Origin of the sequence: Nocardioides ginsengisoli, assembly GCF_039537225.1 — a bacterium.
GTDB lineage: Bacteria > Actinomycetota > Actinomycetes > Propionibacteriales > Nocardioidaceae > Nocardioides > Nocardioides ginsengisoli.
This window is the reverse complement of sequence record NZ_BAABAC010000023.1, coordinates 140,933-166,728: the sequence shown is the minus strand read 5'-3', so window position 1 is coordinate 166,728 and position 25,796 is coordinate 140,933. Positions and strand designations below refer to the sequence as shown.

Sequence of the window (25,796 nt, the reverse complement as noted above, 5' to 3'; positions counted from 1 at the left end):
GTGGTCGCGCCCCCTCAGGCGTCGAGCAGCCGCAGGGCCAACGCCAGCGTCACCATTCCGCTCGAGTGGGTCGGGTCGTACCCGGTGAGCATCGCGATCCGCCGCAACCGGTAGGCGACGGTGTTCGGGTTGACGTGGAGGTCCTTGGCCGTGCGCGTCATGTTGAGGTCGTTGGTCACGTAGGCGCGCAGCGTCGGCACCAGGTCCGCGGAGTGCCGCTCGTCGTAGGCCACCAACGGCCGCATCGCCTCCTCGAGCAGCTCCTCGGCGTACTCGCTGTGGACCAGGATCCGGTCGAGGATCACCTCGGAGAAGAGGACGGCCCGGCCGCGCCGGTGCTGTGCGGCGGCGACCGCGGCAGCGTCCTGGGCCTCGCGGAACGAGCGGGGGATGCCGTCCAGGCCCTGGTGGGGGCGTCCGACGCAGACCCTCCAGAGCGGGTTGCGCGCAGCCAGCTCGTGAGCCGCGGCGACCAGGGGATCGCCCTCCATCCGGTTGGCCAGCCGGACCAGGCACAGCACGTCGCTGTCGCGTACGCCGAGCAGCATCTTCACCTCGGCGGCGAGGAGGTCCCGGCAGGCCTGCAGCACATCGAGGGACTCCGCCCGCAGCCGTTCCGGCGCGACATCGGTGAGCCGGACGAGCATCACGACGACCTCGCTCTCCCCCGAGAGGTGCAGCCGGGCGAGCTCGACCCGGGCCCGGTCGGAGAGGGCCTTGCCCAGCAGCAGGCTCTCGAGGACGTCGCTGCGCAGCACGTCGCGTCCGCGGAAGGCGCCGGCGGACTCCTCCACGTAGACCTGCGCCAACGTGATCGAGAGCAGGTCGACGTAGGCGAAGATCGGTGTGACCAGCTCGAGCGCGCCCTGCTGCAGGGCAGGGTCCGCCTCGGCCTCCGTGAGCACCGCCTGCCAGACCTTCGCACCCCAGATCCGATAGCTGTGGAGCAGTGCCGGCAGGCTCACCTCCTGGTGGACCCGTCGGGACGCGCTGCGCCGGATGGCCTCCACGTTCGCGCGCATCGCGGTGTCCTCCTCCAAGAGGCCCTCGAGGAGATCGCTGATCGTGAGCAGGGCCGTCGCCAGGATGTCGTCGGAGACCGTCAGCCGTCCGAGGCCGCTGTAGTCGACCACCTCGTGCCGGACGTCGGCCACGATCGCCCGCGCCAACTCCTCGCGGCGCAGCAGCAGGCGCTCCACCAGTCGACGCGCGTCAGGGGACAGCTCGGTCGTGGGCAGCGGAATCGCGGCGTGGCCCTCATCCATGAGCGGACGCCCCTTCGGCTCGGCGGGAGTTCAGGAAGTACGCAAGGGATGGCATCGGAAGTTGTCGGACTTGCGCTAGCAGGCGCCAACGGCAAGTAGGCACGATCACGTGCCGACAGTACCGAGCGGCATCGGCCGCGCTGCAACTGGAGAGACACGAACATGACAACCGTAGAACCGGTCACCGTCCCCAGGGTCGACGCTCACGACGACGGGCCGGTTCGCGTGCTCACCCTCTGCAACGAGCCCAAGCGCAACGCCTTCAGCGGAGACATGGCCGCCCGCCTCAAGGAGCTGATGCACGAGGCGGACGCCGATCCTGCGGTGCGGTGCATCGTGGTGACCGGTGCCGGGACCTCCTCGTTCTCCGCCGGTCACGATCTCCGCGAGGTGCTCGAGGATCCCGAGACCGCGGGCGACCCGGTCGCCAACGCTGCGTTCACCACTCCACCCGAGCTCGGCACGCCCGTCATCGGCGCGATCAACGGCAATGCGTACGCCGCCGGGTTCATCCTCGCCTTGAACTGCGATTTGCGGATCGCCGGTCGCAATGCCCGCTTCTGTGCGGTCGGCGCCAAGATCGGACTGGTGCCGGTCGGCGGCCAGCTGAGCCGGATCCTCGACGTCCTCACCTATCCGACGGCGTTCAAGCTCCTCGCGACGGGAGTGCCGATGGACGCCGACGAGGCACTCGCCTGCCAGTTCGTCGCCGCGGTCTGCGATCCGGCCGACACGGTCGACCGCGCCGTCGAGCTGGGCAAGCAGATCGCGTCGGCGTCCCCGGCGGTCGTGCGCGCCGTGAAGACCGGGCTGCGGGTGACCCGGAGTCAAGGTCTCGACGTCGGCATGGCTCTCGAGCCGGCGCTCGCCGCGGCGATCCGACCGCTCGCCGACGGCCAGGAAGGAGTGGCGGCCTTCCTGGAGAAGCGCCCCGCGACCTACCCGGACCATCCGCGAGACCTCCAGGACCGCCTGGACGCCGTCGTCGCGGCTCACCTCTCCGGGCAGAGCTGAGGATGTCCCGAGCCCCCGGGATCTCCATGCGACCGGTCGTGGCCGTGGGCCTGATCGCGGCCAGCACCCTGCTCTCGATGAGCGCCTGGTTCTCGGCGACCTTCGTGGTGCCTCAGCTCCGGGTCGAGTGGGGACTCGGGGCCGCGGAAACCTCCGCACTGACGATCGCCGTCCAGCTCGGCTTCGTGGTCGGAGCTCTGCTCTCCGCAGCGACCGGCCTCGTCGACGCCGTGCCGGGGCGGATGCTCATGTGCATCGGCGGACTGGGGGCCGCGGCATGCAATGCGGGACTGCTCCTCTGCGACGGCGTGGGAGGGGCCCTCCCGCTGCGGATCCTCACCGGGATCTTCCTCGCCGGCGTCTATGCCCCTGCGCTCAAGGAGGTCTCGACGTGGTATCTGCGCAGCCGCGGCAAGGCCCTCGGCGTCATGATCGGGGCGCTCACGATCGGCTCGGCACTCCCGCACCTCGTCGGCGCCGTCGGCGGCGTGGACTGGCGCGTGGTCATCGCGACCACGAGCGTGCTCTCGGCAGCCGGTGGCCTCGTCGTCTGCGTCGTCCGGGGTGAGGGCGCGCACCCGTTCCCTCGACGTCCGGTCAGCCTCGCGGCAGGCTTCAGGTCGATGCGCAACCGGGACGTGGTGCTGGCCAACCTCGGCTATGTCGGTCACATGTGGGAGCTCTACGCGATGTGGGCCGGAGTGGGCGTCTTCATCGCCGCGCTGCCGTCCGTCGCCCAGCGTCCGAACGGCGACAATCTCGCCGCGCTGCTCGCGTTCGTGTGCATCGGGACCGGAGCCGCGGGCTGTCTCGTCGGCGGCGTGCTGGGGGACCGGTGGGGTCGTCCTCGCGCGGCGCTGACCGCGCTGATCTGCTCGGGAGGCACGGCGCTGGTGCTCGCCGCGACGTACGACGCGTTCCCGCTGACCGTCACCGTCCTGCTCTGCGCGTTCTGGGGGTTCTGGGTGATCGCCGACTCGGCCCAGTTCTCGGCACTGGTCACCGAGACGGCGGACCCCGACTACGTCGGCGGAGCGCTGTCCCTCCAACTGGCCTTCGGCTATGTCACCACGATGGTGTCGCTGTGGCTCGTCCCGCAGTTGGTCGAGCACGTCTCGTGGCGCGCCGCGCTCGTCGCGCTGGCGCTCGGTCCCGCCGTGGGGATCCTCGCGATGATCGCCGCCGACCGACGAAGGGCCGGCTCCCGTGCGCTGGCCGCCTGACGCGGGAGGTTCAGGAACACCCCAACCAGTCTCGCGATAAGTCCTCTCTCTTCCCATAGAGGTCACCGCGTCGGGCTCGGCACTCTCGGTGGACGACCGCGTCCCCTGCCGGGCCGCGGTCTCCGCCTCCTGCGCGACGCGTGCAGGAACTGAGAGGAGAGGTTCGAATGATGGTTGGCGACGAGGAGCGCGTCTCCGTGGTCACCCCGGGTGCCGCGCCGGTCGAGATCGGCTCCCTTCCGCCGCTGGGCGTCGTACCGGAGCGCATGCACGCGCAGGTCGTGCGGCAGGACCGCTTCGGCGATCCCGCGACGGCGTTCGTCCCGGAGATGGTGCCCACGCCCCGGATCGGCCCGGACGAGGTGCTGGTCGCCGTGATGGCTGCCGGCGTGAACTACAACAACGTCTGGGCGGCGCGCGGCTATCCCGTGGACCAGGTCGCGACCCGCCAGAAGCGCGGCGAGCCGGAGGACTTCCACGTCGGCGGCTCCGACGCGTCGGGCATCGTCTACGCCGTCGGGGCGGACGTCACCGACTGGCAGGTCGGTGACGAGGTCGTCGTGCACCCGGGCGTGTGGGACCGGGACGACCCTTGGATCGCCGCCGGCAAGGACCAGATGATCGCGCCCAGCGCCCGCATCTGGGGCTACGACACGAACTACGGGTCCTTCGGCCAGTTCGCCCGGGTCCAGTCGCACCAGCTGATGCCCAAGGCCGAGCACCTCTCCTGGGCCGAGTCGGCGGCTCCCACGCTCGTCGGTACGACGGCCTACCGCATGCTCCACGGCTGGCAGGGCAACACCGTGCAGGAGGGCGACCTCGTGCTCGTCTGGGGTGGTTCGGGCGGACTCGGCACCCAGGCCTGCCAGCTCGTCCGGGCGGCGGGAGGCCGAGCGGTCGCCGTCGTCTCCGGCGACGATCGCGGCGAGTACGCCATGAAGCACGGCGCCATCGGCTACCTCGACCGCCGCAAGTACGACCACTGGGGCATCCCTCCGCTCGTCGACGACGCGGCCGGCCAGAAGGCCTGGACGGCCGGCGTCCGCGCGTTCGGCAAGGACCTGTGGGCGGTCGCCGGAGGACGGGTGGACCCCGCCATCGTCTTCGAGCACCCCGGGGCTGCGACGATCCCGACGTCGATCTTCCTCTGTGAGCCCGGCGGCATGGTGGTCATCTGCGCCGGCACCACGGGCTTCGACGCCATGGTCGACCTGCGCTACCACTGGACGCGCCAGAAGCGACTCCAGGGCTCGCACGGCACGAACGACGCGCAGGCCTACGCCTATAACGAGCTGGTGCGGGCGGGGAGCGTCGATCCGGTAGTCGGACGCGTCCTCCCGTTCACCGACATCCCTCGTTCGCACGCGCAGATGGGCCGCGGCGAGGAGGTCTTCGGCAACACCGTCCACCTTCTGGGTGCCGCGGACCCGACGGCCGGGCGCCGCTAGCCGGGACCGGACGGGTCTGCGTTGGAGCAGCAGCTCAAGCAGGCCCGTCCGGAGGCGGATCCAGCGTCGGATCTCGGCTGTGACCGTTGACACAGGCTGAATGTAGGTCATAGGTTGTCAGTTGTCCGACAGGTAAGGGAGACCATGCGCATCACTGCTGTGAAGATCGTTCGACTGGACACCGGCGCCGGCGAGTTCGGGATCGCCTGGAGTCCGACCGTGTTGCGCGTCGAGACCGACGAGGGCATCCATGGGGTGGGCGAGATCGGCCTGCCGATGGGCAACGTCGCGCACGGCCAGGTCGGCCTGGCCCGCGACTTCTGTGCCCTCGTCCTCGGGATGGATCCGTTCGACACGACCGCCGTGTGGGAGAGGCTCTATCGGTCCACCTTCTGGGGAATGGGCGGTGGCACCCTCATCTTCGCCGTGATGAGCGCGATCGACATCGCGCTGTGGGACATCAAGGGCAAGGCACTCGACGTACCGGTCCATCGCCTCCTCGGCGGGCAGACCAACACCCGCCTGCGCAGCTACGCCTCGCAGATCCAGTTCGACTGGTCGCCCCGCATGGGCGCGATGGTCAAGCCCGAGGAGTACGCCGAGGCCACCCGCAAGGCCCTCGCCGACGGCTTCGACTGCGTGAAGGTCAACCCGATCGGCTTCGACCTGGCCGGGACGTGGATGGGATGGAACACCCGGGGCGTCCTGACCGCCGAGCAGGTCCGCACGGCCGTCGACCGGATCGCGGCGGTGCGCGAGGCGGGCGGCGACGACCTCGACATCATCATCGAGCTGCACTGCCACACCGACGCCGGCACGGCGGTCCAGCTCGGCCGCGAGCTCGAGCGGTTCCGCATCCTCTACTACGAGGAGCCGACCGCGCCGCTCAACTGGAAGGCGATGGCCAAGGTCAAGCGCGAGCTGTCGATCCCGATCGCGACCGGCGAGCGGCTCTACACGGCGTTCGGATTCCGTCCCTTCATCGCGAACCAGGTCGTCGACATCGCTCAGCCCGATCTGGGCACGAGCGGCGGCTTCACCGAGACGAAGAAGATCGCCGACATGGCAGCCGTCTACGACATCGGCGTGCAACTGCACCTGATCGGCAGCCCGATCTCCACCGCGGCCGCCCTCCAGTTGGAGGCCGTGCTTGCGAACTTCGTCATCCATGAGCACAACAACACGAGTCTGATGCCGGACAACGTCGCGTCCTGCCTCTACGACTACCAGCCGGTCGACGGCTACTACGCCGTGCCGGATCTCCCGGGGATCGGTCAGGACCTCACCCCCGAGGCCTACGCGAAGTCGGAGACCCTCCTCGTCAACTGACCTGCGATCACAGCGAGACGCAGTCATCCCGAAAGGAAATGAGACGTGAAGTACCTGGTTGTTGGCGGTGGCGCCATGGGATCGGTGATCGCGGCCTACATGGCGCGTGCCGGCAAGGACGTCACTCTGCTCACCCGCGGCAAGCACCTGGAGACGATCCGCGCCAACGGTGCGCTCGAGGTCCACTACGCCCCCGACGACAAGACCGACCAGGTCCCCGTCGCCGTGGCCAGCGAGGAGGAGTACGACGAGAAGCCGGACGTCGTGATCATCGCGACCAAGGCCTACTCCCTGGAGTCGATCTACCCGCTCCTGGACCGGATCTCAACCCCGGAGACCGTGATCCTGCCCTTGATGAACGCACTGACGATCGGCAACGAGATCGCTGACGCGATGACGCAGCCGGCCACGGTCGCCCAGGGCGTCGCATACGTCGCGTGCGAGCTCGTCGCGCCGGGCAGGTGCAAGCACAAGGAGGCGTTCTTCCGCATCGTCCTCGGTGCTCGTCCCGGGGGTCCTGCGATCGAGCTGGCGCCGGCGATCCGACAGGACCTGGAGGACATGGGGGCCACGGCGGAGATCGCCGAGGACATGCTGCAGGCAGCCCTGTTGAAGTTCGCACGGGTCTCGGTCGGGTCGGCCGGCATGGTCTACTTCCGAGCCAGCAACGCCGAGATCCTCGACGACCCGGTCAAGTTCGAGTTCAGCCAGACGCTCACCCGCGAGATCATCGCCGTGGCCGAGGCGGCCGGCTGCCCGTTCCCGGCCGACTTCGACGTCCTCGCGGAGAATCTGAAGCTCGCGCGAAGCATCGACCCGAACTACAAGACCTCGCTCATGTACGACTTCCTCGCGGGCAAGCCGACCGAGTGGCGCACGATGTTCCTCGAGCCCTACCGGCTCGGCCGCAGCCTGGGCGTGCCGATGACGAACTACGGCAAAGTCGTCGAGGTCTTCGATCCGACCGCCACCTCGGCCGACGCGTGAGCTCCAAGAGGACGAGCCGGCACGACCATCTCGGGATCCATCCCTTCCCTCCCCGGATCTCCCCCTGCTTGAGGAGCCTCGCATGAACTTGAAGCTGACATCCGCCCTCCTTGCGTCCTGCCTCGCCGCCGCTGCCCTCAGCGGATGCAGCGGCGGGAGTGGGTCGAGCGGCGGCACCGCGTCGTCGACGTACGACTGCAGCAAGCCCGACGCCGACTCGACGACCAAGATCAGTGTCGCCGGGCTGCCGATCCTGACCAACGGCGCCCTGTATGCCGGCCTGGACCAAGGCTTCTTCGAGAAGAACGGACTCGACCCCGAGATCGAGCTGGTCCCCAACGCCCAGGGTGCGATCGCCTCGCTCGTCGGAGGAAATGTCGACTTCGCCTTCGTCACGACACCGAACATGCTCAGCGCGATCGACCAGGGCCAGGCGATCCGTGGGGTGGCTCCCTTCGCGGGCATCGAGCCGGGCTACTACGAGAAGATGCAGGCCGGCGAGAAGGGCTACACGACCGGCATCAACGGCCTGCTGGTGCGCGACGACAGCGGCATCGATTCTCCGAAGGATCTCGAGGGCAAGACCGTCGCCGTCCAGGACCCGGCGTTCAGCAAGCTCATGGTCCAGTGGGTCATCAAGCACGACGGCGGCGACCCCGACAAGGTCAACTACGTGCTGATGCCGGCCGTCGACGCCTACCCCGCGCTCCAGGCGGGCAAGGTGGACGCGGCCTACAGCTTCGAGCCGCTGATGTCCGGCTTCGAGAAGAAGGGCCTGCGCAACCTCTCCTGGCTGGAGGTCGACGTCTTCCACGACGGCCCGATGTCCTACATGGCGGCCAGCAACAAGTACATCGATGCCCACCCTGATGTCGTCGCCCGATTCGCCTGCGCCATCGCCGAGTCCGATCGCTACGCCAACCAGCACCCGGACGAGGTCCGTACGGCGATCGCCCGCGCGCAGGGCGTGGACCCGGCGACTTACGCAGCGCAGAAGGTGTCGTGGTTCTTTGAGAAGCCGGACTTCCAGAGCCTCGACCGGGTCCAGGACGTCATGCTCGAGTTCGGCCTGCTCAAGAAGAAGCGCACGGCCGAGGAACTGATGGCCGCGCCCGTCCTCGAAGGACAGGCTGGATGAGCGAGGCGACGAGCACGCTGCTGTGGCGCCCGACCGGTGGCGTCAAGCTCCGCCAGGTCGGGCTGGCAGCCGCCGGGTTCGTCGTCTGGCTCGGGCTCTGGCAGTGGATGACGACGACCGGACCGATGGCCGACACCGACGGGCTGCCCACGGCGTCCCAGACACTCTCCTCGACGCTCGAGCTCGCCGGCAGCTCGCAGCTGTGGTCCAGCCTCGGTACGACGCTGTGGCTGGTCGCGATCGCGCTCGCCTTCGCCGTGGTTGCCGGCATCGCGGCGGGCGTGGCCATGGGATTCTCGCCGGTCGTGAGCGCCCTGCTGGACCCGATCTCGCAGGTCCTTCGTCCGATCCCGGCCGTGGTCTGGCTGCCCCTGCTGCTGATGGTGCTGGGACCGGCCCCGGAGCTCGGCATCGCGATGGGCTTCCTGGGTGGCGTCTGGGCGGTGCTCGTGCAGGCACAGGTCGGTGTGCGTGACATCGACCCGGTGATTCTGGAGACCAGCCGGGCGATGTGCCTGCCCCGGCGGCTGACCCTGTCGACGATCGTGCTGCCGAGCGCCGTGCCCTACTTCGCGACCGGGATCCGCATCTCGGCCGCCTTCATCCTGATGCTCGTCATCGGTGCCGGCATCCTCGGCGGAGCACCCGGCCTCGGCCAGCTGATCCTGGTCGCCCAGCAGACCGGCGATCCGGCCCGTGTCTTCGGTCTCGTGCTGTGGTCCGGCCTCCTCGGGCTGACCTTCAACTCGATCCTCACCGCCGGTGAGGCACTCCTGCGCCAGCACCGAGGGGGTCGGTGAGATGTCCCTCCGCTCCCGCGTCGCACTGGGCCTGGTGGTTCCGGTTGCGATCGTCGTGTCCTACGCCCTGTGGTCGGCGAACGCGGCCAGCCCGTACTTCCCCCCTCTGGACGTCATCCTGACGCGCTTCCGTGAGCTGTGGCTGTTCGACCTCGTTGCCAGCGACGTCCTGCCGAGCCTGAAGAATCTCGGCCTGGGCCTCCTCCTGGCGGTCATCGCTGGCATTCCCTGCGGAGCGATCCTCGGCAGGATCCGATGGATGGGGGAGATGTTCGGCCCGCTCCTCGACTTCTGGCGATCGGTTCCTCCGATCATGCTGATCCCACCGCTGGTGCTGATCCTGGGGATCGAGGACTCCGCCAAGGTCACGATCATCGCGGTCGGCAGCTTCTTCCCGGTCTGCGTGGCGACCGCCGACGGCATGAGGCAGGCCGACCCGACCCTCGTCGACGCGGCCCGAGCGATGAGGCTCGGACCGCTCAAGACCATGGTCGACATCTATCTGCGCGCGGGCTCTCCCGCGATCCTCGGCGGGATCCAGATCGGACTGCAGGCCGCCTTCGTCCTCATGGTCGCCAGTGAGATGCTCGCCGCCTACCGTGGCATCGGGTATCTAACGATGCAGGCGCAGGTCACCTTCGACTCGGTGACGATGTGGGCCGGCACCCTGCTGCTCGCCCTTCTCGGCTTCACAGCGAACGCCGTGTTCGTGGCCATTCGCAACCGTGTTCTCTCCTGGCACACCGGCATGCGCGTCTCGCGCGCCTCTTCCTAAGGAACCCCATGTCAGACACCTCCCAGCCTCGGCTCGCGCTGACCGACCTCTCGAAGACGTACGACGGGTCGACGCCCGTCCTGGACGGGATCAGCCTCACCGTCGGCGCAGGCGAGTTCTTCTCGATCGTCGGACCCTCGGGCGCCGGTAAGACCACCCTGCTGCGTTGCCTGACCGGGCTGATGCGCCCCACCGATGGCCAGGTGACCCTCGACGGCATACCGCTCTCGGAGCCGAGCCCGAAGATGTCCCTGGTGTTCCAGGAGTACACCCGCTCGCTGATGCCGTGGGCCTCGATCGGAAAGAACGTCGCGCTCCCTCTGCGTGCGCGCGGCGTCCCCCGCGCCGAGCGCACGAGCCGCGTCGCGAAGGTGCTGGCCGAGGTCGGCCTGTCAGGAGTCGAGGCCAAGTACCCATGGCAGCTCTCGGGCGGCATGCAGCAGCGCGTGGCGATCGCGCGGGCCCTGGTGACCGAGCCGGAGGTCCTCGTCATGGACGAGCCCTTCGCCTCGGTGGACGCGCAGACCCGGATGGATCTTGAGGACCTCACCCGCCGTCTCCAGCAGGACCACCGGATGACGATCGTCCTGGTTACCCACGACATCGACGAAGCGGTCTACCTCTCCGACCGGATCGCCGTCCTGTCGAAGAACCCGGCGCGGCTGGTCGAGGTCGTCGACGTCCCACTTGGCGCGGAGCGCGACCAGATCCACACCCGTGAGGTGAGCGTCTTCGCCGATCTGCGCGGTCGGATTCTCAGCACCATCAGGGACGTACAGGCCCAGCCCGTGTGAACCAGCGGCGTGGGTTCGCCGTGAGCAGGTGTCCGTGGGCCATGCCCGCGGGCACCTGCGCATTCCTCGGTTCAGGCATCCCGCCGGTGTGCCGTGAGTGCCGGCCGGTTCGGGAACCAGTCCGGGAAGGCCCGGATGTTCGCCGTAGGACCCTCGAAGACGATGTCGCGTCGCGAGATGGCCTGGGCACAGCTGATGTGGCCCCAGTGGAGGGCGCTCAGCGTCGCCGGGGTCGTCCTGACCACCAGGTCGGGGTTCTCTTCGGCATGGCCCAGCCGGCCGCGGATGAGACCTCTGCTCGCGCGGAGGTAGGCCGCGCCCTCGGCCGTGTCGGCGAGGAAGAGCTGGATGATCATCCGGTCCCTGGGCAGGGCGGTGACCTCGATGTTCTCCTTCATCGCATCCACGACGTCCAAGGCGAGATGTGCGTCGTCACCGCGGAAGTGTGCGTCCCAGATGGTCGCCCACTCTCCCAGGGCTCGCAGGGACGGAGCCAGGCCCGCACCGATCTCGGTCAGCGCGTAGTGTTGCTTGCGTCGGCGGTCCTCGTCGGCCGAGTCGCGTCGTTCGACGATGCCGTGGCGCTCGAGATAGCGCAGGCGACTCGAGAGGAGACTTCTCGACAGACCGGGGAGGGCCTCGACGATCTCTGTGAACCGATTGTTGCCGGCCCACATCTCGCGCACGATGAGGAGCGACCACCGGTCGCCGAGCAGGCGGACCGCGGTGGAGACCTCGTCGTACCCGGCGACCTCCGTCACTGGAGACATCCTTCAGCACCTCCACTCGGGCGTCCGAGCCGCATCACCGCTGCCCGTGTCCTGACGCACGGCGCTCACTGTCGGGCGACCCTACGTGGGCGATGGACTCAAGCGCGACGGTCAACCCGACAAGATCAGGAGGCAGGTATGCGACGATCCGCAATCCTCGGGGGAACCGCGAGCAATCGCGGAAAAGTCTGGGACTTCCCCATGGCCCGCCCCGTTCCGGGGGGTTCACCATCATCGTCAACTGTGGCACGAGTCACGGATCACGTCCCTGCTGGCGCTCAAGGAGTTCTCTCATGACAACCGGATCCGTCAACGACGATGCGGCGCAGCAGAGCGCCGACATCGCGGATGGTCGCCTGGCCGGGGGGCGGCTCGGGACACTCCAGATCGTCTTCTTCGTCATCGCGGCCGCGTCGCCGCTGACCGTCGTGCTCAGCACGGGTCCCTTCTCGCTCCGCTTCGGCGGGATCGGCGCACCCGGCGCCATGCTGGCGACCGGGCTGGTGCTGACGCTGTTCGCGTGCGGGTTCACCGCGATGTCGAAGTACGTCCGTGACGCCGGCGCGTTCTACGCGTACGTCGGCGAGGGGCTGGGTCCGCGCCCCGGGGCGGGCACCGCGCTGATGACGATGGCTGCCTACGGGCTGTGCGTCATCGGCTTCATCGGCTACCTCGGTGTCTTCGCGGACCAGTCGGCCGCCGACATCTTGAACCTCGACCTGCCGTGGCAGGTCTGGTCACTCCTGTTCGCCGGAATCGTCGGAATCGTCGGCTACTGCCAGGTCGACGTGGGAGCCAAGGTGCTGGGAGTCCTGCTGACCCTGGAAGTCGGCGTCATCGTGGTATTGCTCGTGGCGGTCCTCTTCCAAGGCGGCCCGGAGACCCCCTCCGTCGCTCCCCTGTCCCCCGACAACGTCCTCTTCGCCGACGGATCCGGCACCTTGTTCCTCCTCGCGTTCGGCGCGTTCATCGGGTTCGAGGGAACGGCCATCTATGCGGAGGAGGCCAAGAGCCCCGAGCGGTCTGTCCCGCGGGCGACCTATCTCGCTGTCGGATTCCTTGCCCTCTTCTACACGCTCAGCTTCTGGGTCGTGGTCTACGGCTACGGCATCGACGACGCGCTCGCAGCGGCTCAAGGCGACGACTTCTTGAACATGGTCTTCGCCCAGGCCGATCAGTACGTCGGCGGCGGTCTCGTCACCGCGCTGCGGATCCTGATCGTGACGAGCTTCCTGGCCACCGTCATCGCCTTCCACAACGCGTGCACCCGCTACATGTTCTCGCTCGGTCGTGACCGCATGCTGCCCCGCGGCCTGGGAAGGACCCATCCGCGGATGGCCTCGCCCCACATCGCAAGTCTCACGCTGACGGTCATCACCTACGTCACCGTGGTGTGCGCGATCATCGCCGGCCTCGACCCCTACCTCGAGCTCGGCACCTGGCTCTACGCCTCTGGGGTGATCGGAGTGGTCGCAGCCCAGGCGATATGTGCTCTCGCGGTGGTGGCCTTCTTCCTGAGGGATCGTCGTGGTCACGGAGCCCTGCGCGTCCTGGTGGCGCCGGCGCTCGGCTTCCTCGGCCTCGCCGCAGCGCTGTACCTGATGATCTCCAACTTCAGCTATCTCAGTGGCTACACCGACACGTTCCCGAATGCGCTGATGATCGGGGCCACGCCGCTGTGCTTCGTGGTCGGGGCACTGATGCGGAGGCGCTCGCGGGGCCCCAGCGCCACGCGGACAACGGAGCAGCCGCCGACCCCGGTCAGGTAACGCAGACGTCAGGCGCTTCAGCACACCACCTCCTCTTCAGGAACGGATGAACAACATGCAGCTCGAGACCGACTACCTCGTCGTGGGAGCCGGTGCATCCGGGATGGCGTTCGTCGACGCGCTCATCGCGCACTCCGATGCCGACGTGATCATGGTCGACCGCCGGCACAAGCCCGGTGGGCACTGGCACGACGCCTATCCGTTCGTCCGCCTCCACCAACCCGCGGCCGCCTACGGGGTTTCCTCCACCATGCTCGGCGGTGACCGGATCGACACCGCCGGTGTCAACGCCGGGATGTACGAGCTGTCGTCCGCGGCCGAGATCTGCAGCTACTTCTCCGAGGTGATGGACCGGGTGCTGCTGCCCAGCGGGCAGGTGAGATTCCTGGGCATGTCGGAATACCGGGAGGTGGCGCCGGGCGATCACCGGATCGTGTCGCTGCTCACTGGCGAGGAGATGCAGGTCAAGGTTCGCAAGCGTCTGGTCGACGCCACGTACATCGAGCCCGAGATTCCGGCGACTCGTCGGCCGCCGTACGAGATCGAGGCCGGTGTCCTCGTCGTCCCTCCCAACGACCTGGTCAACCTCGGCTCCGCAGCTGCGGGCTTCACGGTCCTCGGGGCCGGGAAGACCGCCATGGACGTGTGCACGTGGCTGCTCGAGCACGGGGTCGATCCGAACGCCATCACCTGGGTCCGCTCACGCGACGTGTGGTCGGTCAACCGGGAGTGGACCCAGCCGCTCGACCTCGTGCACACCCAGGTCCGCTACGGCGGGACCTGGATGCGGGCCGCGGCGGAGTCCAGTAGTGGCGCTGAGATGGCCCTCCGGCTCGAGGAGGCTGGCCTCTTCCTCCGTCTCGACCAGGATGTCCCACCCACCGCATACCGGGGTGCCACGATCAGTCCCGCCGAGGTCGAGGGGCTGCGGAGCATCCGCAACGTCGTCCGTGCCGGCCGAGTCCGCCGCGTGGCGCGTGGCCGGATGGACTTCGAGAACGGTCAGCACGTCGACCAGCCCCTCGACCAGGTCTACGTGGACTGCACTGCCACCGGGCTGCGCACGATCGAGCCGCGGCCGGTTTTTGAGAGCGGACGCATCACGCTGCAGTATGTGACGCCCGGGTTCGCCTGTTTGAGCGCAGCGACGCTCGGGGTGGTCGAGGCGGTTCTCGATGACGATGCGGTCAAGGAGCACCTGTCGCTTCCGGTGGTCTACACCGGCCACATCGACGACCTGATGTCGTTCACGAGCACCTACCTGGAGAGCGCCTCTCGGCGCAACGGCGTGCCCGAGGTCCGCACGTGGTCCCAGCAGACCCGGCTGAACCCGGTCCGGGGTTTGGGCGAGAGGTTGGACGACCCGCGGGTCGTGGCAGCGATGCAGGAGTCGAAGAAGTGGAAGGACGCAGCGCTGGAGAACCTAGCTCGTCGGACGGCCGTGGCTGTCTGACGCTGCCTGTGGCGGCCACCGGGAGATCCGACGCCGTGTGAGGAAGGGGCGCACCGTGGACGCGAAGAGGATTCTCCTGTTCCGAACGGTCGCACGGTGTGGCTCCATGAGTTCCGCCGCACGCCAGCTGCGGCTGACCCAGTCCGCGGTGAGTCAGCAGCTCCGGCTGCTGGAGCGCGAGGCCGGCAGTCCACTCCTGGTGCGAAGCACCCGTGGGATCGATCTCACCGAGGCGGGAGTCCTGCTTCTGCGGCGTGCCGACGCGATCTCGGGTGAGCTGAGCATGGCGACCGAGGAGCTCGCCTCCCTGGCCAACCTCCATGCCGGCAAGGTACGGCTCATCGCCTTCCCGTCCGCGGCCTCGAGTGTGGTGCCGGTGGCGATCCAACGGCTGCGTCGACGCGCGCCGGGGATCGAGGTCCGCTTCGTCGAGGCAGAGCCCCCTGCTGCCAAGGCGGCGATCCAGGCGGGCGAGGCGGAGATCGCCATCGTCTTCGACTACGACGACGTACCGGCCGACGAGCTGGCTCTCGAGTCGGAGTCGCTCGGGGTGGAGTCGATGTTCCTGGTCCATTCGCAGGAAAGCGCCCCCGACGACAGGCCGATCGCCCAGGAGTGGCTGTCTGAACAGGACTGGATCGCAGGGTGCCAGGACTGTCGCCAGCACCTGGTCGAACGGTGCCGGTCCGCCGGCTTCGTGCCCCGCGTAATGCACGAGAGCGATGACTACGTGGTGCTCCAGTCGCTGGTTGCTCACGGTCTGGGCGTGGCCGTGCTACCTCGGCTCGCCCTGACCACCTTCCGCCATCCAAGCGTCGAGGCCCGCCTGGCCGGTGACTTCGGCGAGCGAACCGTCTCTGCCGTCTACCGTCCGGGTGCAGAGCAGGTCCCGGCCACCCGAGCACTCCTAGAACAGTTGAAGGCAGCGACCTCTCTCGCGCTCCGTGAGCCCTTGCGCCCGGGCGCGCCCCGCGCCCGATGATCGACCTTCAAGCCATCACTTCAACTAATGGGCCCGGTCAGAAATTGGTGTCTACCGGGGGTGGTCCAGGTCACGCGATAGTCGCGGTCATGAACACGATCTCCCCGCGGCTCCGAACGATCGGCCTGGTCGGCGGGATGAGCTGGCACTCGACCGTGACCTACTACCGCATGATCAACGAGGCCGTGGCCACGGTGGTCGGCGGGCACGCATCGGCCAGCATCGCCCTGCAGTCGGTGAACTTCGCCGAGATCCGTGACTGCCAGGTGCGCGAGGACTGGGACCGCGCGGCCGAGCTGCTCGCCGAGGCCGCGCAGCGGTGCGTCGCGGGTGGCGCCGAGATCCTGGCCATCTGCACGAACCTGATGCACAAGGTCGCCCCTCAGGTGGAGGACGCCATCGACGTCCCGCTCCTGCACATCGGTGACGCCGTGGCGGCGCAGGCGAGCCGGAACGGATGGAGAACCCTCGGCGTCCTGGCCACGCAGTGGGTCATGGACGAGTCGTTCTACGAGTCCCGGCTCAAGGAGCGCGGGATCGACACCGTGATGCCCGATCCCGATGCCCGCCAAGTGGTCGACGGGATCATTTGGGACGAGTTGACCCAGGGCGTGGTCCGCGAGGAGTCGCGCAGGAAGTACGTCGAGGTAATCCGCGATCTCGCCGACCGTGGGGCGCAGGCAGTGGTGCTGGCCTGCACCGAGATCGGCCTGCTGATTGGCCCGGATGACAGTCCCATCCCGATCATCGACAGCGCCGTCGCGCACGCAGAAGCACTCGCCTCCGCCGCACTGCTGTCTGAGACCGGCACGAAGTGGAGCGAGCGATGAACCACCCCAACGGACCGAGCGTGTGGCTCCAGGACCTCACCTGGCAGGAGGTCGAACAGCACCTCGAGAGTGATCGCGTCGTACTCGTGCCCTGTGGCAGTACCGAGCAGCACGGACCTGCCGGCGTCCTGGGAGTCGACACCTACGTTGCGACCGGCATCGTCGAGGACGTGGCCCAGCGGATGGGGGCGCTCTGCGCTCCGCCCCTGTGGTTCGGTGACTCGCCCCATCACATGGCCTTCGCCGGCACGATCAGCCTGCGGACCGAGACCCTGATGGCACTCGTCACGGACGTGTGCCGCAGCCTCGCCTCCCACGGGTTCGACAAGATCGTCCTCGTCAACGGACACAAGGGGTCCAACCTGCCCGCGCTCGGATCCGCGGTGCGGGCACTGCACGAGAGCTCGCATCCCGACGTGGTCTTCGCCGTCGCCGATCCGCTCCACCTCGCCCGCTCGGTCGCACCGACCATCAAGGAGGTCAACGAGCACCACGGCGGGGAGCTGGAGCTCTCGCAGGTCGCCTACCGCCATCCGGGGCTGATCCGAATGGACCGGCTCACGTCCGAGGGCGCGGCGTTCGGCCAGATCTTTGGGGGATTCGTCGGGGACGACCTCTTCGGCCCTGCCCCCGACGGAGTCGACATCGTCTGGTCGAGTGCCGAGCAGCGTCGGTTCGCCCCCACCGGCAGCCTCAGCTCGTCACTCGGCGTACAGCCCGAGAAGGGCCAGCAGTTCCACGACCACATCGTCGGGCGCCTGTGCGAGCTCGTCGACTGGCTCCGAACGAACGACGGTCCCATCGGCGGGGATCGTCCGTGACCGCCCCCGCACTCCTCTCCCACCTTCGCATCAAGGAGCTACCCATGAACCGACACCACCGCCGAGCCCTGGCGGGCAGCACCACTGTCCTGGCCACTGTCCTCGCGCTCAGCGCCTGCACCAGCAGCGAGACCGTCAACAAGGTGGCCAGCGACTGCACGCCGGCCCACGACGTCGACACCGTCAAGGAGGGCGTCCTCGCGGTCGCGGCGGTCGACTACTTCCCTGTCTCCGTCACCAGCGACGGTCCCTTCAAGGGCACCGAGGCCGACATGGTTAAGGACTTCGCCAAGCAGAACTGCCTCGAGGTCAAGGTGGTCAAGGTCGACTTCGCCGGTGCGATCCCGGCCGTCGACTCCGGACGTGCAGATATCGCCATCGGCGGCTTCTACCGCACGGCCGAGCGCGCCGAGGTCGTCGGGCTCTCCGGCCCGGTCTACGTTGATCGGCTCGGCGCCATCTCGGAGGACGGCCTGTCGAGCGTGAACCAGATCGACGGTCACAAGGTCGGCACCGTCGACGGCTACCTGTGGACCGCTGATGCGAAGAAGGTCTTCGGCTCGGACCTCTCGGTCTACCCGTCGAACGTCGAGATGAAGGCCGACCTCGAGGCTGGCCGCATCGACGTGGCGCTCGACTCCTTCGGAGGGGCGAAGTTCGTCTTCGGTGACGAGAAGGATCTGAATATCGAGGTTCTCGAGCCTGACGACCGCATCGCGTCGACCAAGGAGCCTGCACAGATCGGCTTCCCATTCACTCGCGGCAACACGTCGCTGGAGACCGCGTTGAACGACGCGATCCAGGGCTGGCAGGCCGACGGCACGTTGGTCGAGATCCTCGAGAAGTACGGCGCCCCCACCGACATCCTCGACGTCGGCGAGCCGCGGCTCCTCAACTGATCGATCCGGACTCGCGGTGTTCCCATCCCTACGACCGGCACAGGAGTCTCAGCCATGGTCAACGTCGCCAGCAACCCCGCACTGTCGACCCAAGCCGGCCCCGTGATCCTCCCCACAGGAGCACCCGACGCCAGCATGGTGCGCGTGCGCGGCCTCGCGAAGGCCTTCGGCACGAACGTCGTCCTCAGCGATGTCAGTCTGGGGGTCGAGGCCGGTTCGGTCACGGCGATGATCGGGCCCAGCGGCGCCGGCAAGTCAACGGTGCTGCGCTGTCTGAACCTTCTGGAACGGCCCGATTCGGGTCTGATCCAGATCGGTCGACACTCGATCGACGTGGAGAAGGGGATCCTGCCGGCCAACCTGGCCGAGCTCCGTCGCAGCGCTGGCATGGTCTTCCAGAGCTTCAACCTCTTCCCGCACATGAGCGTGCTGCGCAACGTGTCGCTCCCTCAGCAGCGCGTGCTCGGCCGCAGCAGGGCGGAGGCGGACGAGGTGTCCCATCGCCTGCTCGAGCGGATGGGTCTGCGGGACAAGTCATCGCAATACCCGAACCGCTGCTCGGGCGGGCAGCAGCAGCGGATCGCCATCGCCCGCGCGCTCGCGCTGGAGCCGGAGGTGATGCTGTTCGACGAGCCGACCTCGGCACTGGATCCCGAGGTGGGCGCCGAAGTGCTCGAGGTGATGCGCGAGCTGGCGTCGGAAGGCATGACGATGGTGGTCGTCACCCACGAGATGCGATTCGCGGCGAACGTTTCGGACCAGCTCGTCGTGATGGCGGACGGGCAGATCATCGAGTGCGGCGACCCGCACCAGATCATGAGCGACCCCCAACACCCGCGCACGCAGCGGTTCCTCAAAGCAGTCCTGGACCGCTAGCCATGGAAGCTCTCCGTACCGTCCTGCTCGGCCTGCCGATGACGCTCGGCGTCACGGCCGGTGCCCTCCTCATCGGCACGGCGCTCGCCCTACCCCTCACCTTGGGCCTCGAGCTGCGTCGTGGCCCCGTGTGGTTCCTGTGCCGCGTGATCGTCGACCTGGTGCGCGGCGTGCCGCCCGTGGCGTGGCTCTTCATCCTGTTCTACGGAGTATCGGTCGGCGCGGTGCGACTGTCTGCGCTGTCGGCGGGCATCGGCGCGCTCGGACTCGTGGCGTCGGCCTATCTCGCCGAGATCTTCCGGGGATCGCTGAAGTCGATCCACTTCGGCCAGGCCGAGGCGGCAACCGCACTCGGTCTGAGCCGGGGGGCGGCTTGGGTCGACGTGATCGGCCCCCAGGCTTGGCGCACCGCGCTGCCCGCCTACACCAACTACGCCATCGCGCTGCTCAAGGACTCCTCGATCGTCTCCATCGTGGGTGTCGCTGAGATCGTCAGCCGATCCGGACAGCTCTCTCGGACCTCGGACCTGGGGATCTTCGTGTTCGTGCTGGCCGGGGCCGTGTACGTCGTGCTGTCGATCCTGGTCGCATCCGGGTCCCGGAGACTCCATCGCCGGCTGCACGAGGCGGTGGCGGTGTGACCACTCCGTTGATGACTTCCTTCATCGAGGATTTCGGCTCCAGCCTGCCGCGACTGCTCGACGGCCTACAAGTCAGCGCCCTGTTGACCGGCGGTGGCCTGACTCTCGGACTGCCGCTCGCCCTGGCGGCCGCTCTGGCGCAGATGTCGTCAGTGCGGTGGCTGCAGGCCGGTGCCGTCGTCTTCGTCGAGGTCGGACGCGGCGCTCCCGCGCTGGTCCTGCTGCAACTGGCCTACTTCGGCCTGCCGAATGCAGGGATCGTCCTTCCGGCGGTGCTGTCGGCGATTACGGCGCTCAGCTGGACGACCGCGGCCTACGGCGCGGAGTACATCCGCAGCGGCCTTGCCGCCGTACCCAACCGCGAGATCGAGGGCTGTCAGGCGCTCGGGATGAACCGCCGCGACACACTCCGCTTCGTCGTCGTACCCCAGGGCCTGAGGATCGCGCTCCCGTCGCTGATGGGCTTCGCGGTGATGCTCTTCCAGGCGACGTCACTGGCCTACTCGGTAGCGGTGCCGGAGCTGATGAGCCAGGCGTACTCGATCGGCTCCTCCAACTTCCGCTATCTCAACGCGCTCGTCGCGGCCGGCCTCCTCTACGCCGCCATCTCGATCCCGACCACGTGGCTCAGCATCGGCGTCGAGAGGCGCATGAACCGGCACGCCTGAGCCCATCACCCCCAATCCGTCCCCCTCCCGAAGGAATCACTGTGAGATCACCCTCCGTCCGGCCCGTCGAGGACATCGCGACCAGCTCGCCCGCGCAGGCCCATTTCTCACCGGCAGAGTTCGCTCGCCGGCGCCATGCTGTCCAGGACGCGATGGCCGCCCGCGGCGTGGACTGTCTGCTGATCACGCGCCTCGAGGACCAATACTGGCTGTGCGGGTTCGACTCTGGAGCCGCATCGGTCTTCCACGTCCTCTTCTTCACCGTCGATGGCCAGCTGCTGCACCTGTCGCGTTCGGCCGACCTCAGCAACATCGCCTACACGTCCCAGTGCCGCAACGTCCTCGTGTTCGATGACGCCCACGGCAGCTCGAAGGGCGAGGCCATTAAGGACGTGCTGGCCAGTCTGGGGATGGCCGGACGGGTGGTCGGGGTCGAGACCGACAGCGTCGGGATGTCGCTCGCGCTCCACCACGAGCTGCAGGCCGCCTTGACCGGCTGGTGCCGGACGACCGACACCTCTGCCCTGGTCCGCGACATCCGCCGGGTCAAGAGCCAGGAGGAGCTGGCCTACCTTCGCCGTGCCGGCGAGATCCTCCATCAGGCCTCGGCGAGCGCCATCGACGTCGTCAAGCCGGGAGCGTTCGAGGGCGACATCATGGCTGCCTTCCAACAGACCGTCTTCTCCTCCGACGGGGAGGCCTTCGCCGGGTTCCCACTCGGGGCAGGTCCTCGCGCGCTGCTGGTGCGGCCCGTGGCCGGCCGTGGTCACGTCGGCGAGAGCGACCAGGTCCTCTTCGAGCCAGGCGTGGCCTATCGGCACTACTGCGCGACGACGATGTTCTCCGTCCTCACCGGTCCCTCGGTCGATCCGCGCCATCTCGCGATGCATGCCGCTTGCGTCGACGCACTCGCTCGCGTGCAGGAGATGATCAGGCCGGGCAACACGTTCGGCGACCTGTACGAGGTGCACCGAGCCACCTTCGCCGAGCACGGCTTCGAGGATGCTGCGCTCAAGGCCTGTGGCTACTCGATGGGCGCCGTCTGGGAGACCACCTGGATGGAGCCGCCGATGATCGCCGCAGGTGTTCCGCTGGTGCTGCAGGAGCAGATGGCCGTGTTCACCCACATGATCCTGCTGGACCGACGGACCGGCCTCTCGATGGTGCTGGGGGAGACCGTGGAGGTCACCGCGAACGGGCCCGCCCCCATCACTGCGGTGCCGCGGGAGCTGATCATCAGGTAGTCCGGGATCTGAACGTACGCCCTTGCGATCCCCGCGGCGCCGATGCTCTAATGAGAGTGCACTATCAAACAAAGTGCACTAAATACATGTGCGAGCGCAGAGGAGACGGAGGCTTCATGTCAGACGGGGATCACGTCAGGACCCGGATCGAGGCTCGGCACTTCCGAGAGGTTCTGGGCCAGTACCCCACGGGCGTGGTCGTCGTCACCGCTTCGGACGCCAGCGGCGAGCCGGTCGGGATGACGGTCGGCTCGTTCACCTCGGTGTCACTCGACCCGCCTCTCGTGGCATTCCTGCCGAGCAAGACGTCGTCGTCGTGGGCCGCTCTGCGGGCGACGGGTGACCGGTTCTGTATCAACGTGCTCCGCGCGGACCAGGAGGAGCTGTGTCGTGCCGTGGCCATGCGCAAGAGCGACAAGTTCGCCGGCTTCGAATGGCGCCGCTCACCGGGCGGAAACCCGGTCCTGGGAGACGCGGTGGTGTGGATCGACTGCGTCACCGACGAGATCCATGACGGTGGGGATCACGACATCGTGGTGGGTCGCGTGGTCGATCTCGACTTCGGCTCGCCCGGCGAGCCGCTGCTCTTCTTCCGCGGAGGATACGGCTCGTTCCGACCTTCGTCCCTGGTCTCGGGTGACTCCGATCTGCTGGCGCACCTCGGCCTGATCGACCTGGCTCGTCCGCAGATGGAGTCGCTGGCCGCTGACCTGGACACCGAGGTGACGGCGATCGCCCTCGTCGGGAACGAGATGGTGCTTGCCGCAGCCGCGGGACACACCGACATCGCTGTGTCGCCCACGCGCGTCGGTCAACGCCTGCCCTTCATGGCTCCGATCGGCAGCTGCTTCGCTGCCTGGGGCGACGACGAGCTGTGCGAGCGGTGGATAGCGCGCGTGGCCGACGGGATGGATGCCGACGAGCTGGCCGCCCTCCGGCGCGTCCCAGCGTTGGTCCGTCAGCGCGGCTATGCCATCGCCGTGGGTCACCGCGAAGGCGCTCACCTCGAGTCCGTGGCGACGCGGGTCAATGCCGGTGACCCTGCGACGTCGCCGGAGGACCTGCGCGAAGCGCTCTTCTCCGCACTTCCGGGGTACAACCGGGTCGAGGACCCCGATGGTGACGTCGAGCTGCGCTCGCTCAGCGCTCCGGTCTTCGGCCCTGACGGGCGGATTGCGTACATGCTGACGCTGTGGGGGCGGCCCGGCCTGACGTCGCCTGCGGACGTGGAGCAGCGCGCGGCGGCCCTGATTCGAGCGGCGGCGGCGGCCTCCCGGGTCGTCGCGGTCGTTGCGTAGCCCGGCCTGATGCGGTCCACGTCACAACTGCCGGTCGGCGATTGACGTAATCGAGAGGACCCCGTCCGAAACTCTTCGCCATTCCCGTACGCCGGTCCTGACCTGTGCCTCCAGCCTTGTGTGGTCCGCACCGTTTCGTCACGCAGGTTCGGCGAGGTCGGAAGTCAACACGAGCCGGGCGCCCATCATCCCGGTCGATCAAGATCCAAGGAGCATGTCATGCCAGAAGCCGTCATCGTCAGCACCGCCCGTTCGCCGATCGGCCGAGCGTCCAAGGGATCGCTCCGGGAGATGCGCCCCGACGACCTGGCCGTCCAGATGGTCGAGGCGGCTCTCTCGAAGGTCCCCGAGCTGGACCGCCGGGACATCGAGGACCTGATGCTCGGCGTCGGTCAGCCCGCAGGAGAGGCCGGCTTCAACATCGGACGGACCGTCGCGGTCCTCGCAGGAATGGACCACCTGCCCGGCGTCACGGTGAACCGGTACTGCTCGGCGAGCCTGCAGACGACTCGGATGGCACTGCACGGGATCCGGTCGGGCGAGGGCCAGGTGTTCATCTCCGGTGGCGTGGAGACCGTGAGCCGCTACACGAACGGTGGCGCCGACGGGCCTCCCGGCACCGAGAACCCGCTGTTCGCCGAGGCCCGGGCCCGGACCGAGAAGTTCGCAGGTGGCGGGCAGACCTGGGCGGACCCCCGGATCGCCGGGGACCTGCCGGACGTCTACATCTCGATGGGTCACACGGCGGAGAACGTGGCCCAGGCGAAGGGTGTCAGCCGCGCCGACCAGGATGCGTTCGCCGTCCGCAGTCAGAACCTGGCTCAGGAGGCCATCGCGAAGGGATTCTGGGCTCGTGAGATCACTCCGGTGACCCTGCCCGACGGCACGGTCGTCAGCGCTGACGACGGCCCGCGAGCCGGCGTGACGATCGAGAGCGTCTCCTCCCTGAAGCCGGTCTTTCGCCCCGACGGGACGGTCACGGCCGGCAACTGCTGTCCCCTCAACGACGGGGCGGCGGCGTTGGTGATCATGTCGGACATCAAGGCCAAGGAGCTCGGTCTGACGCCCCTGGCTCGGATCGTCAGCACCGGCATCAGCGGTCTCTCGCCTGAGATCATGGGCTTGGGGCCCGTCGATGCGTCTCGTCGTGCCCTGGACCTGGCCGGCCTGAGTATCGGTGACATCGACCTGGTCGAGATCAACGAGGCCTTCGCCGCCCAGGTCATCGCCTCCGCACGCGAGCTCGGGATCGAGGAGGATCGCCTCAACGTCAACGGCGGCGCGATCGCAGTGGGTCACCCGTTCGGCATGACCGGAGCCCGGATCACGAGCACGCTTATCAACTCTCTTCAATGGCACGACAAGCAGTTCGGGCTCGAGACGATGTGCGTCGGCGGCGGACAGGGCATGGCCATGGTTCTGGAGCGCCTCTCGTGACATCGCAGCCGACGGTGAACGCCCGTGTCGCCATCGTGACGGGCGCCGCACGAGGAATCGGTGCAGCAGTCGCCCGCCGGCTAGCTACGGACGGTCTGGCAGTCGGCCTCGTCGACCTGGACGCCGCAGCCTGTGAGCCCGTGGTGGAGGACATCCGGGCGGCGGGCGGCCGAGCCGTCGCGGTGAGCGCCGATGTCGCCGACGAGGCGGCGGTCGAGAGCGCCGTGGCGCGGGTCACCGACGACCTCGGCCCGCCGACGGTGCTCGTCAACAACGCCGGGATCATCCGGGACCATCTGCTGTTCCGGATGAGTGTTGCGGACTGGGACAGCGTCATGGAGGTGCACCTGCGCGGGGCCTTCCTGATGAGCAGGGCGGTGCAGAGCCACATGGTCGCGGCGAGCTTCGGTCGGATCGTGAACCTGTCGAGCGGCTCCGCACTGGGCAACCGTGGACAGGCGAACTACTCCGCCGCAAAGGCGGGCTTGCAGGGATTCACCAAGACCCTGGCCCTGGAGCTGGGGAGGTTCGGAGTGACGGCGAACGCCGTGGCCCCGGGGTTCATCGAGACGGAGATGACTGCCGAGACCGCTGAGAGGGTCGGTGTCCCGTTCGCGGAGTTCACCGCTCGTGCAGCTGAGGAGATCCCAGTCGGACGAGTCGGCCATCCTGGCGACATCGCACACTGCGTCTCGTTCTTCGTCAGCCCTGAGGCAGGCTTCGTCTCCGGCCAGGTCCTGTATGTGGCAGGAGGGCCACGCGGATGAGGACCTTCGATGGCGTCGAGGATCTGCGATCGGCGGTCGGGACCCATCTCGGGTACTCCGACTGGCATGTCGTGACGCAAGGTCAGATCGACCAGTTCGCCGACGCCACCGGCGATCACCAGTGGATCCACGTGGATCGTGCAGCGGCAGCCCAGGGGCCCTTCGGTACGACAGTGGCGCACGGCTATCTGACTCTCGCTCTCGTTCCGAAGCTCGTGTGGCAGATCTACGAGGTCGTGGGTCTTCGCATGGGTGTCAACTACGGCGCCGACCGGCTGCGCTTCCCGGCGCCGTTGCCGGTCGACTCGGCGGTCAGGGCTGGCGTCGAGCTGGTGTCAGTGACGCCGGGAGTCCACGGTGACCTCGTCTCCTCGCGGGTCACGGTCGAGCGCCGTGAGGGCGGCAAACCGGTCTGCGTCGTGGAAACGTTGTCGTTGCTCGTTTCCTGATCTGCTGGGCAGCGGGTAGCTCGCTGGTATGCGGAGCGGCTTCCGCGAGGGAGGCATCGAGGTCCGTGGTGGGGAAGGCCGCCCCGTGGCTGCCCAGTCGGGCGGCATGCGGGGCGCCT

At 68.2% G+C, this 25,796-nt stretch carries 25 protein-coding genes; 23 read left to right on the top strand and 2 right to left on the bottom strand.

Features of this window, described 5'->3' with window-relative positions; genetic code table 11:
- Positions 1-14 precede the first annotated feature (14 nt).
- Positions 15-1,265 carry a PucR family transcriptional regulator gene (locus tag AB4880_RS12350; RefSeq protein WP_367919513.1) on the bottom strand — a complete coding sequence of 417 codons (1,251 nt, stop codon included), beginning with the start codon at positions 1,263-1,265 and terminating at the stop codon, positions 15-17.
- A 162-nt stretch (positions 1,266-1,427) separates the two neighbouring features.
- Between AB4880_RS12350 and AB4880_RS12345 the strand changes: the two genes are divergently transcribed.
- The 9 genes from AB4880_RS12345 (at position 1,428) to AB4880_RS12305 (ending at position 10,773) form a co-directional block, all read left to right on the top strand.
- Positions 1,428-2,279, top strand: coding sequence for an enoyl-CoA hydratase/isomerase family protein (locus AB4880_RS12345; RefSeq protein WP_139622376.1), 852 nt, complete (start codon positions 1,428-1,430; stop codon positions 2,277-2,279).
- A gap of 26 nt (positions 2,280-2,305) precedes the next feature.
- Entirely contained in the window at positions 2,306-3,502 is a 1,197-nt protein-coding gene (locus AB4880_RS12340) for an MFS transporter (protein WP_367919512.1), read from the top strand.
- A gap of 170 nt (positions 3,503-3,672) precedes the next feature.
- Positions 3,673-4,950, top strand: coding sequence for a crotonyl-CoA carboxylase/reductase (ccrA, locus tag AB4880_RS12335; RefSeq protein WP_179730247.1), 1,278 nt, complete (start codon positions 3,673-3,675; stop codon positions 4,948-4,950).
- Between the two features lie 144 nt (positions 4,951-5,094).
- Positions 5,095-6,279, top strand: coding sequence for a mandelate racemase/muconate lactonizing enzyme family protein (locus AB4880_RS12330; RefSeq protein ID WP_367919511.1), 1,185 nt, complete (start codon positions 5,095-5,097; stop codon positions 6,277-6,279).
- 45 nt (positions 6,280-6,324) lie between these two features.
- Positions 6,325-7,266 (top strand): 2-dehydropantoate 2-reductase, encoded by a 942-nt coding sequence (locus AB4880_RS12325; protein WP_179728240.1) that lies wholly within the window; start codon positions 6,325-6,327, stop codon positions 7,264-7,266.
- A gap of 82 nt (positions 7,267-7,348) precedes the next feature.
- Positions 7,349-8,404, top strand: a complete 1,056-nt coding sequence (locus AB4880_RS12320; protein WP_367919510.1) for an ABC transporter substrate-binding protein — start codon at positions 7,349-7,351, stop codon at positions 8,402-8,404.
- Positions 8,401-9,204: an ABC transporter permease gene (locus AB4880_RS12315; RefSeq protein ID WP_179728238.1), complete on the top strand. Its 804-nt coding sequence runs from the start codon at positions 8,401-8,403 to the stop codon at positions 9,202-9,204. Before AB4880_RS12320 ends, AB4880_RS12315 begins: the two co-directional genes overlap by 4 nt.
- 1 nt (position 9,205) lies before the next feature.
- Positions 9,206-9,979, top strand: coding sequence for an ABC transporter permease (locus AB4880_RS12310; RefSeq protein ID WP_367919509.1), 774 nt, complete (start codon positions 9,206-9,208; stop codon positions 9,977-9,979).
- A gap of 8 nt (positions 9,980-9,987) precedes the next feature.
- Positions 9,988-10,773 carry an ABC transporter ATP-binding protein gene (locus AB4880_RS12305; protein ID WP_367919508.1) on the top strand — a complete coding sequence of 262 codons (786 nt, stop codon included), beginning with the start codon at positions 9,988-9,990 and terminating at the stop codon, positions 10,771-10,773.
- Between the two features lie 71 nt (positions 10,774-10,844).
- Here AB4880_RS12305 and AB4880_RS12300 read toward each other — a convergent pair whose 3' ends face one another.
- Positions 10,845-11,534, bottom strand: a complete 690-nt coding sequence (locus AB4880_RS12300) for a winged helix-turn-helix transcriptional regulator (RefSeq protein ID WP_367919507.1) — start codon at positions 11,532-11,534, stop codon at positions 10,845-10,847.
- Positions 11,535-11,836: 302 nt separating this feature from the next.
- Between AB4880_RS12300 and AB4880_RS12295 the strand changes: the two genes are divergently transcribed.
- The 14 genes from AB4880_RS12295 (at position 11,837) to AB4880_RS12230 (ending at position 25,677) form a co-directional block, all read left to right on the top strand.
- A complete protein-coding gene (locus AB4880_RS12295) occupies positions 11,837-13,312 on the top strand; it encodes an APC family permease (RefSeq protein WP_367919506.1) in 1,476 nt (491 codons plus the stop codon).
- Positions 13,313-13,367: 55 nt separating this feature from the next.
- Entirely contained in the window at positions 13,368-14,765 is a 1,398-nt protein-coding gene (locus AB4880_RS12290; RefSeq protein ID WP_367919505.1) for an NAD(P)-binding protein, read from the top strand.
- Positions 14,766-14,802: 37 nt separating this feature from the next.
- On the top strand, positions 14,803-15,747 hold the full coding sequence (locus AB4880_RS12285; protein WP_343052725.1) for a LysR family transcriptional regulator: 945 nt from the start codon (positions 14,803-14,805) through the stop codon (positions 15,745-15,747).
- An 89-nt stretch (positions 15,748-15,836) separates the two neighbouring features.
- Complete coding sequence (locus AB4880_RS12280; protein WP_179728231.1) at positions 15,837-16,577, top strand: aspartate/glutamate racemase family protein; 741 nt, start codon at positions 15,837-15,839, stop codon at positions 16,575-16,577.
- Positions 16,574-17,398, top strand: a complete 825-nt coding sequence (locus AB4880_RS12275) for a creatininase family protein (protein ID WP_179728230.1) — start codon at positions 16,574-16,576, stop codon at positions 17,396-17,398. Before AB4880_RS12280 ends, AB4880_RS12275 begins: the two co-directional genes overlap by 4 nt.
- 44 nt (positions 17,399-17,442) lie before the next feature.
- On the top strand, positions 17,443-18,297 hold the full coding sequence (locus AB4880_RS12270; protein WP_367919504.1) for a substrate-binding periplasmic protein: 855 nt from the start codon (positions 17,443-17,445) through the stop codon (positions 18,295-18,297).
- Positions 18,298-18,351: 54 nt separating this feature from the next.
- Positions 18,352-19,173, top strand: a complete 822-nt coding sequence (locus tag AB4880_RS12265; RefSeq protein WP_281367191.1) for an amino acid ABC transporter ATP-binding protein — start codon at positions 18,352-18,354, stop codon at positions 19,171-19,173.
- 2 nt (positions 19,174-19,175) lie between these two features.
- The gene (locus AB4880_RS12260; protein ID WP_367919503.1) at positions 19,176-19,814 is read left to right on the top strand and encodes an amino acid ABC transporter permease; all 639 of its coding nucleotides are present in this window, start codon (positions 19,176-19,178) and stop codon (positions 19,812-19,814) included.
- Between the two features lie 11 nt (positions 19,815-19,825).
- Positions 19,826-20,482 (top strand): amino acid ABC transporter permease, encoded by a 657-nt coding sequence (locus tag AB4880_RS12255; RefSeq protein WP_179728227.1) that lies wholly within the window; start codon positions 19,826-19,828, stop codon positions 20,480-20,482.
- Entirely contained in the window at positions 20,437-21,726 is a 1,290-nt protein-coding gene (locus AB4880_RS12250) for a M24 family metallopeptidase (RefSeq protein WP_218865839.1), read from the top strand. The genes AB4880_RS12255 and AB4880_RS12250 overlap by 46 nt, the downstream gene beginning before the upstream one ends.
- A 116-nt stretch (positions 21,727-21,842) precedes the next feature.
- Positions 21,843-23,024: a flavin reductase gene (locus AB4880_RS12245; RefSeq protein ID WP_179730244.1), complete on the top strand. Its 1,182-nt coding sequence runs from the start codon at positions 21,843-21,845 to the stop codon at positions 23,022-23,024.
- A gap of 219 nt (positions 23,025-23,243) precedes the next feature.
- Positions 23,244-24,461, top strand: a complete 1,218-nt coding sequence (locus tag AB4880_RS12240) for an acetyl-CoA C-acetyltransferase (protein WP_179728226.1) — start codon at positions 23,244-23,246, stop codon at positions 24,459-24,461.
- Positions 24,462-24,475: 14 nt separating this feature from the next.
- Entirely contained in the window at positions 24,476-25,228 is a 753-nt protein-coding gene (gene fabG / locus AB4880_RS12235; RefSeq protein WP_343052724.1) for a 3-oxoacyl-ACP reductase FabG, read from the top strand.
- Entirely contained in the window at positions 25,225-25,677 is a 453-nt protein-coding gene (locus AB4880_RS12230) for a MaoC family dehydratase (protein ID WP_367919502.1), read from the top strand. The genes fabG and AB4880_RS12230 overlap by 4 nt, the downstream gene beginning before the upstream one ends.
- Positions 25,678-25,796: the final 119 nt, after the last annotated feature.

What these genes read in the sequence shown, in the direction of transcription:
- AB4880_RS12350 (WP_367919513.1), bottom strand. Translation starts at nt 1,265, where the DNA reads ATGGATGAGGGCCACGCCGCGATTCCGCTGCCCACGACCGAGCTGTCC.
- AB4880_RS12345 (WP_139622376.1), top strand. Translation starts at nt 1,428, where the DNA reads ATGACAACCGTAGAACCGGTCACCGTCCCCAGGGTCGACGCTCACGAC.
- AB4880_RS12340 (WP_367919512.1), top strand. Translation starts at nt 2,306, where the DNA reads ATGCGACCGGTCGTGGCCGTGGGCCTGATCGCGGCCAGCACCCTGCTC.
- ccrA (WP_179730247.1), top strand. Translation starts at nt 3,673, where the DNA reads ATGGTTGGCGACGAGGAGCGCGTCTCCGTGGTCACCCCGGGTGCCGCG.
- AB4880_RS12330 (WP_367919511.1), top strand. Translation starts at nt 5,095, where the DNA reads ATGCGCATCACTGCTGTGAAGATCGTTCGACTGGACACCGGCGCCGGC.
- AB4880_RS12320 (WP_367919510.1), top strand. Translation starts at nt 7,349, where the DNA reads ATGAACTTGAAGCTGACATCCGCCCTCCTTGCGTCCTGCCTCGCCGCC.
- AB4880_RS12315 (WP_179728238.1), top strand. Translation starts at nt 8,401, where the DNA reads ATGAGCGAGGCGACGAGCACGCTGCTGTGGCGCCCGACCGGTGGCGTC.
- AB4880_RS12310 (WP_367919509.1), top strand. Translation starts at nt 9,206, where the DNA reads ATGTCCCTCCGCTCCCGCGTCGCACTGGGCCTGGTGGTTCCGGTTGCG.
- AB4880_RS12305 (WP_367919508.1), top strand. Translation starts at nt 9,988, where the DNA reads ATGTCAGACACCTCCCAGCCTCGGCTCGCGCTGACCGACCTCTCGAAG.
- AB4880_RS12295 (WP_367919506.1), top strand. Translation starts at nt 11,837, where the DNA reads ATGACAACCGGATCCGTCAACGACGATGCGGCGCAGCAGAGCGCCGAC.
- AB4880_RS12290 (WP_367919505.1), top strand. Translation starts at nt 13,368, where the DNA reads ATGCAGCTCGAGACCGACTACCTCGTCGTGGGAGCCGGTGCATCCGGG.
- AB4880_RS12280 (WP_179728231.1), top strand. Translation starts at nt 15,837, where the DNA reads ATGAACACGATCTCCCCGCGGCTCCGAACGATCGGCCTGGTCGGCGGG.
- AB4880_RS12275 (WP_179728230.1), top strand. Translation starts at nt 16,574, where the DNA reads ATGAACCACCCCAACGGACCGAGCGTGTGGCTCCAGGACCTCACCTGG.
- AB4880_RS12270 (WP_367919504.1), top strand. Translation starts at nt 17,443, where the DNA reads ATGAACCGACACCACCGCCGAGCCCTGGCGGGCAGCACCACTGTCCTG.
- AB4880_RS12265 (WP_281367191.1), top strand. Translation starts at nt 18,352, where the DNA reads ATGGTCAACGTCGCCAGCAACCCCGCACTGTCGACCCAAGCCGGCCCC.
- AB4880_RS12260 (WP_367919503.1), top strand. Translation starts at nt 19,176, where the DNA reads ATGGAAGCTCTCCGTACCGTCCTGCTCGGCCTGCCGATGACGCTCGGC.
- AB4880_RS12255 (WP_179728227.1), top strand. Translation starts at nt 19,826, where the DNA reads ATGACTTCCTTCATCGAGGATTTCGGCTCCAGCCTGCCGCGACTGCTC.
- AB4880_RS12245 (WP_179730244.1), top strand. Translation starts at nt 21,843, where the DNA reads ATGTCAGACGGGGATCACGTCAGGACCCGGATCGAGGCTCGGCACTTC.
- AB4880_RS12240 (WP_179728226.1), top strand. Translation starts at nt 23,244, where the DNA reads ATGCCAGAAGCCGTCATCGTCAGCACCGCCCGTTCGCCGATCGGCCGA.
- AB4880_RS12230 (WP_367919502.1), top strand. Translation starts at nt 25,225, where the DNA reads ATGAGGACCTTCGATGGCGTCGAGGATCTGCGATCGGCGGTCGGGACC.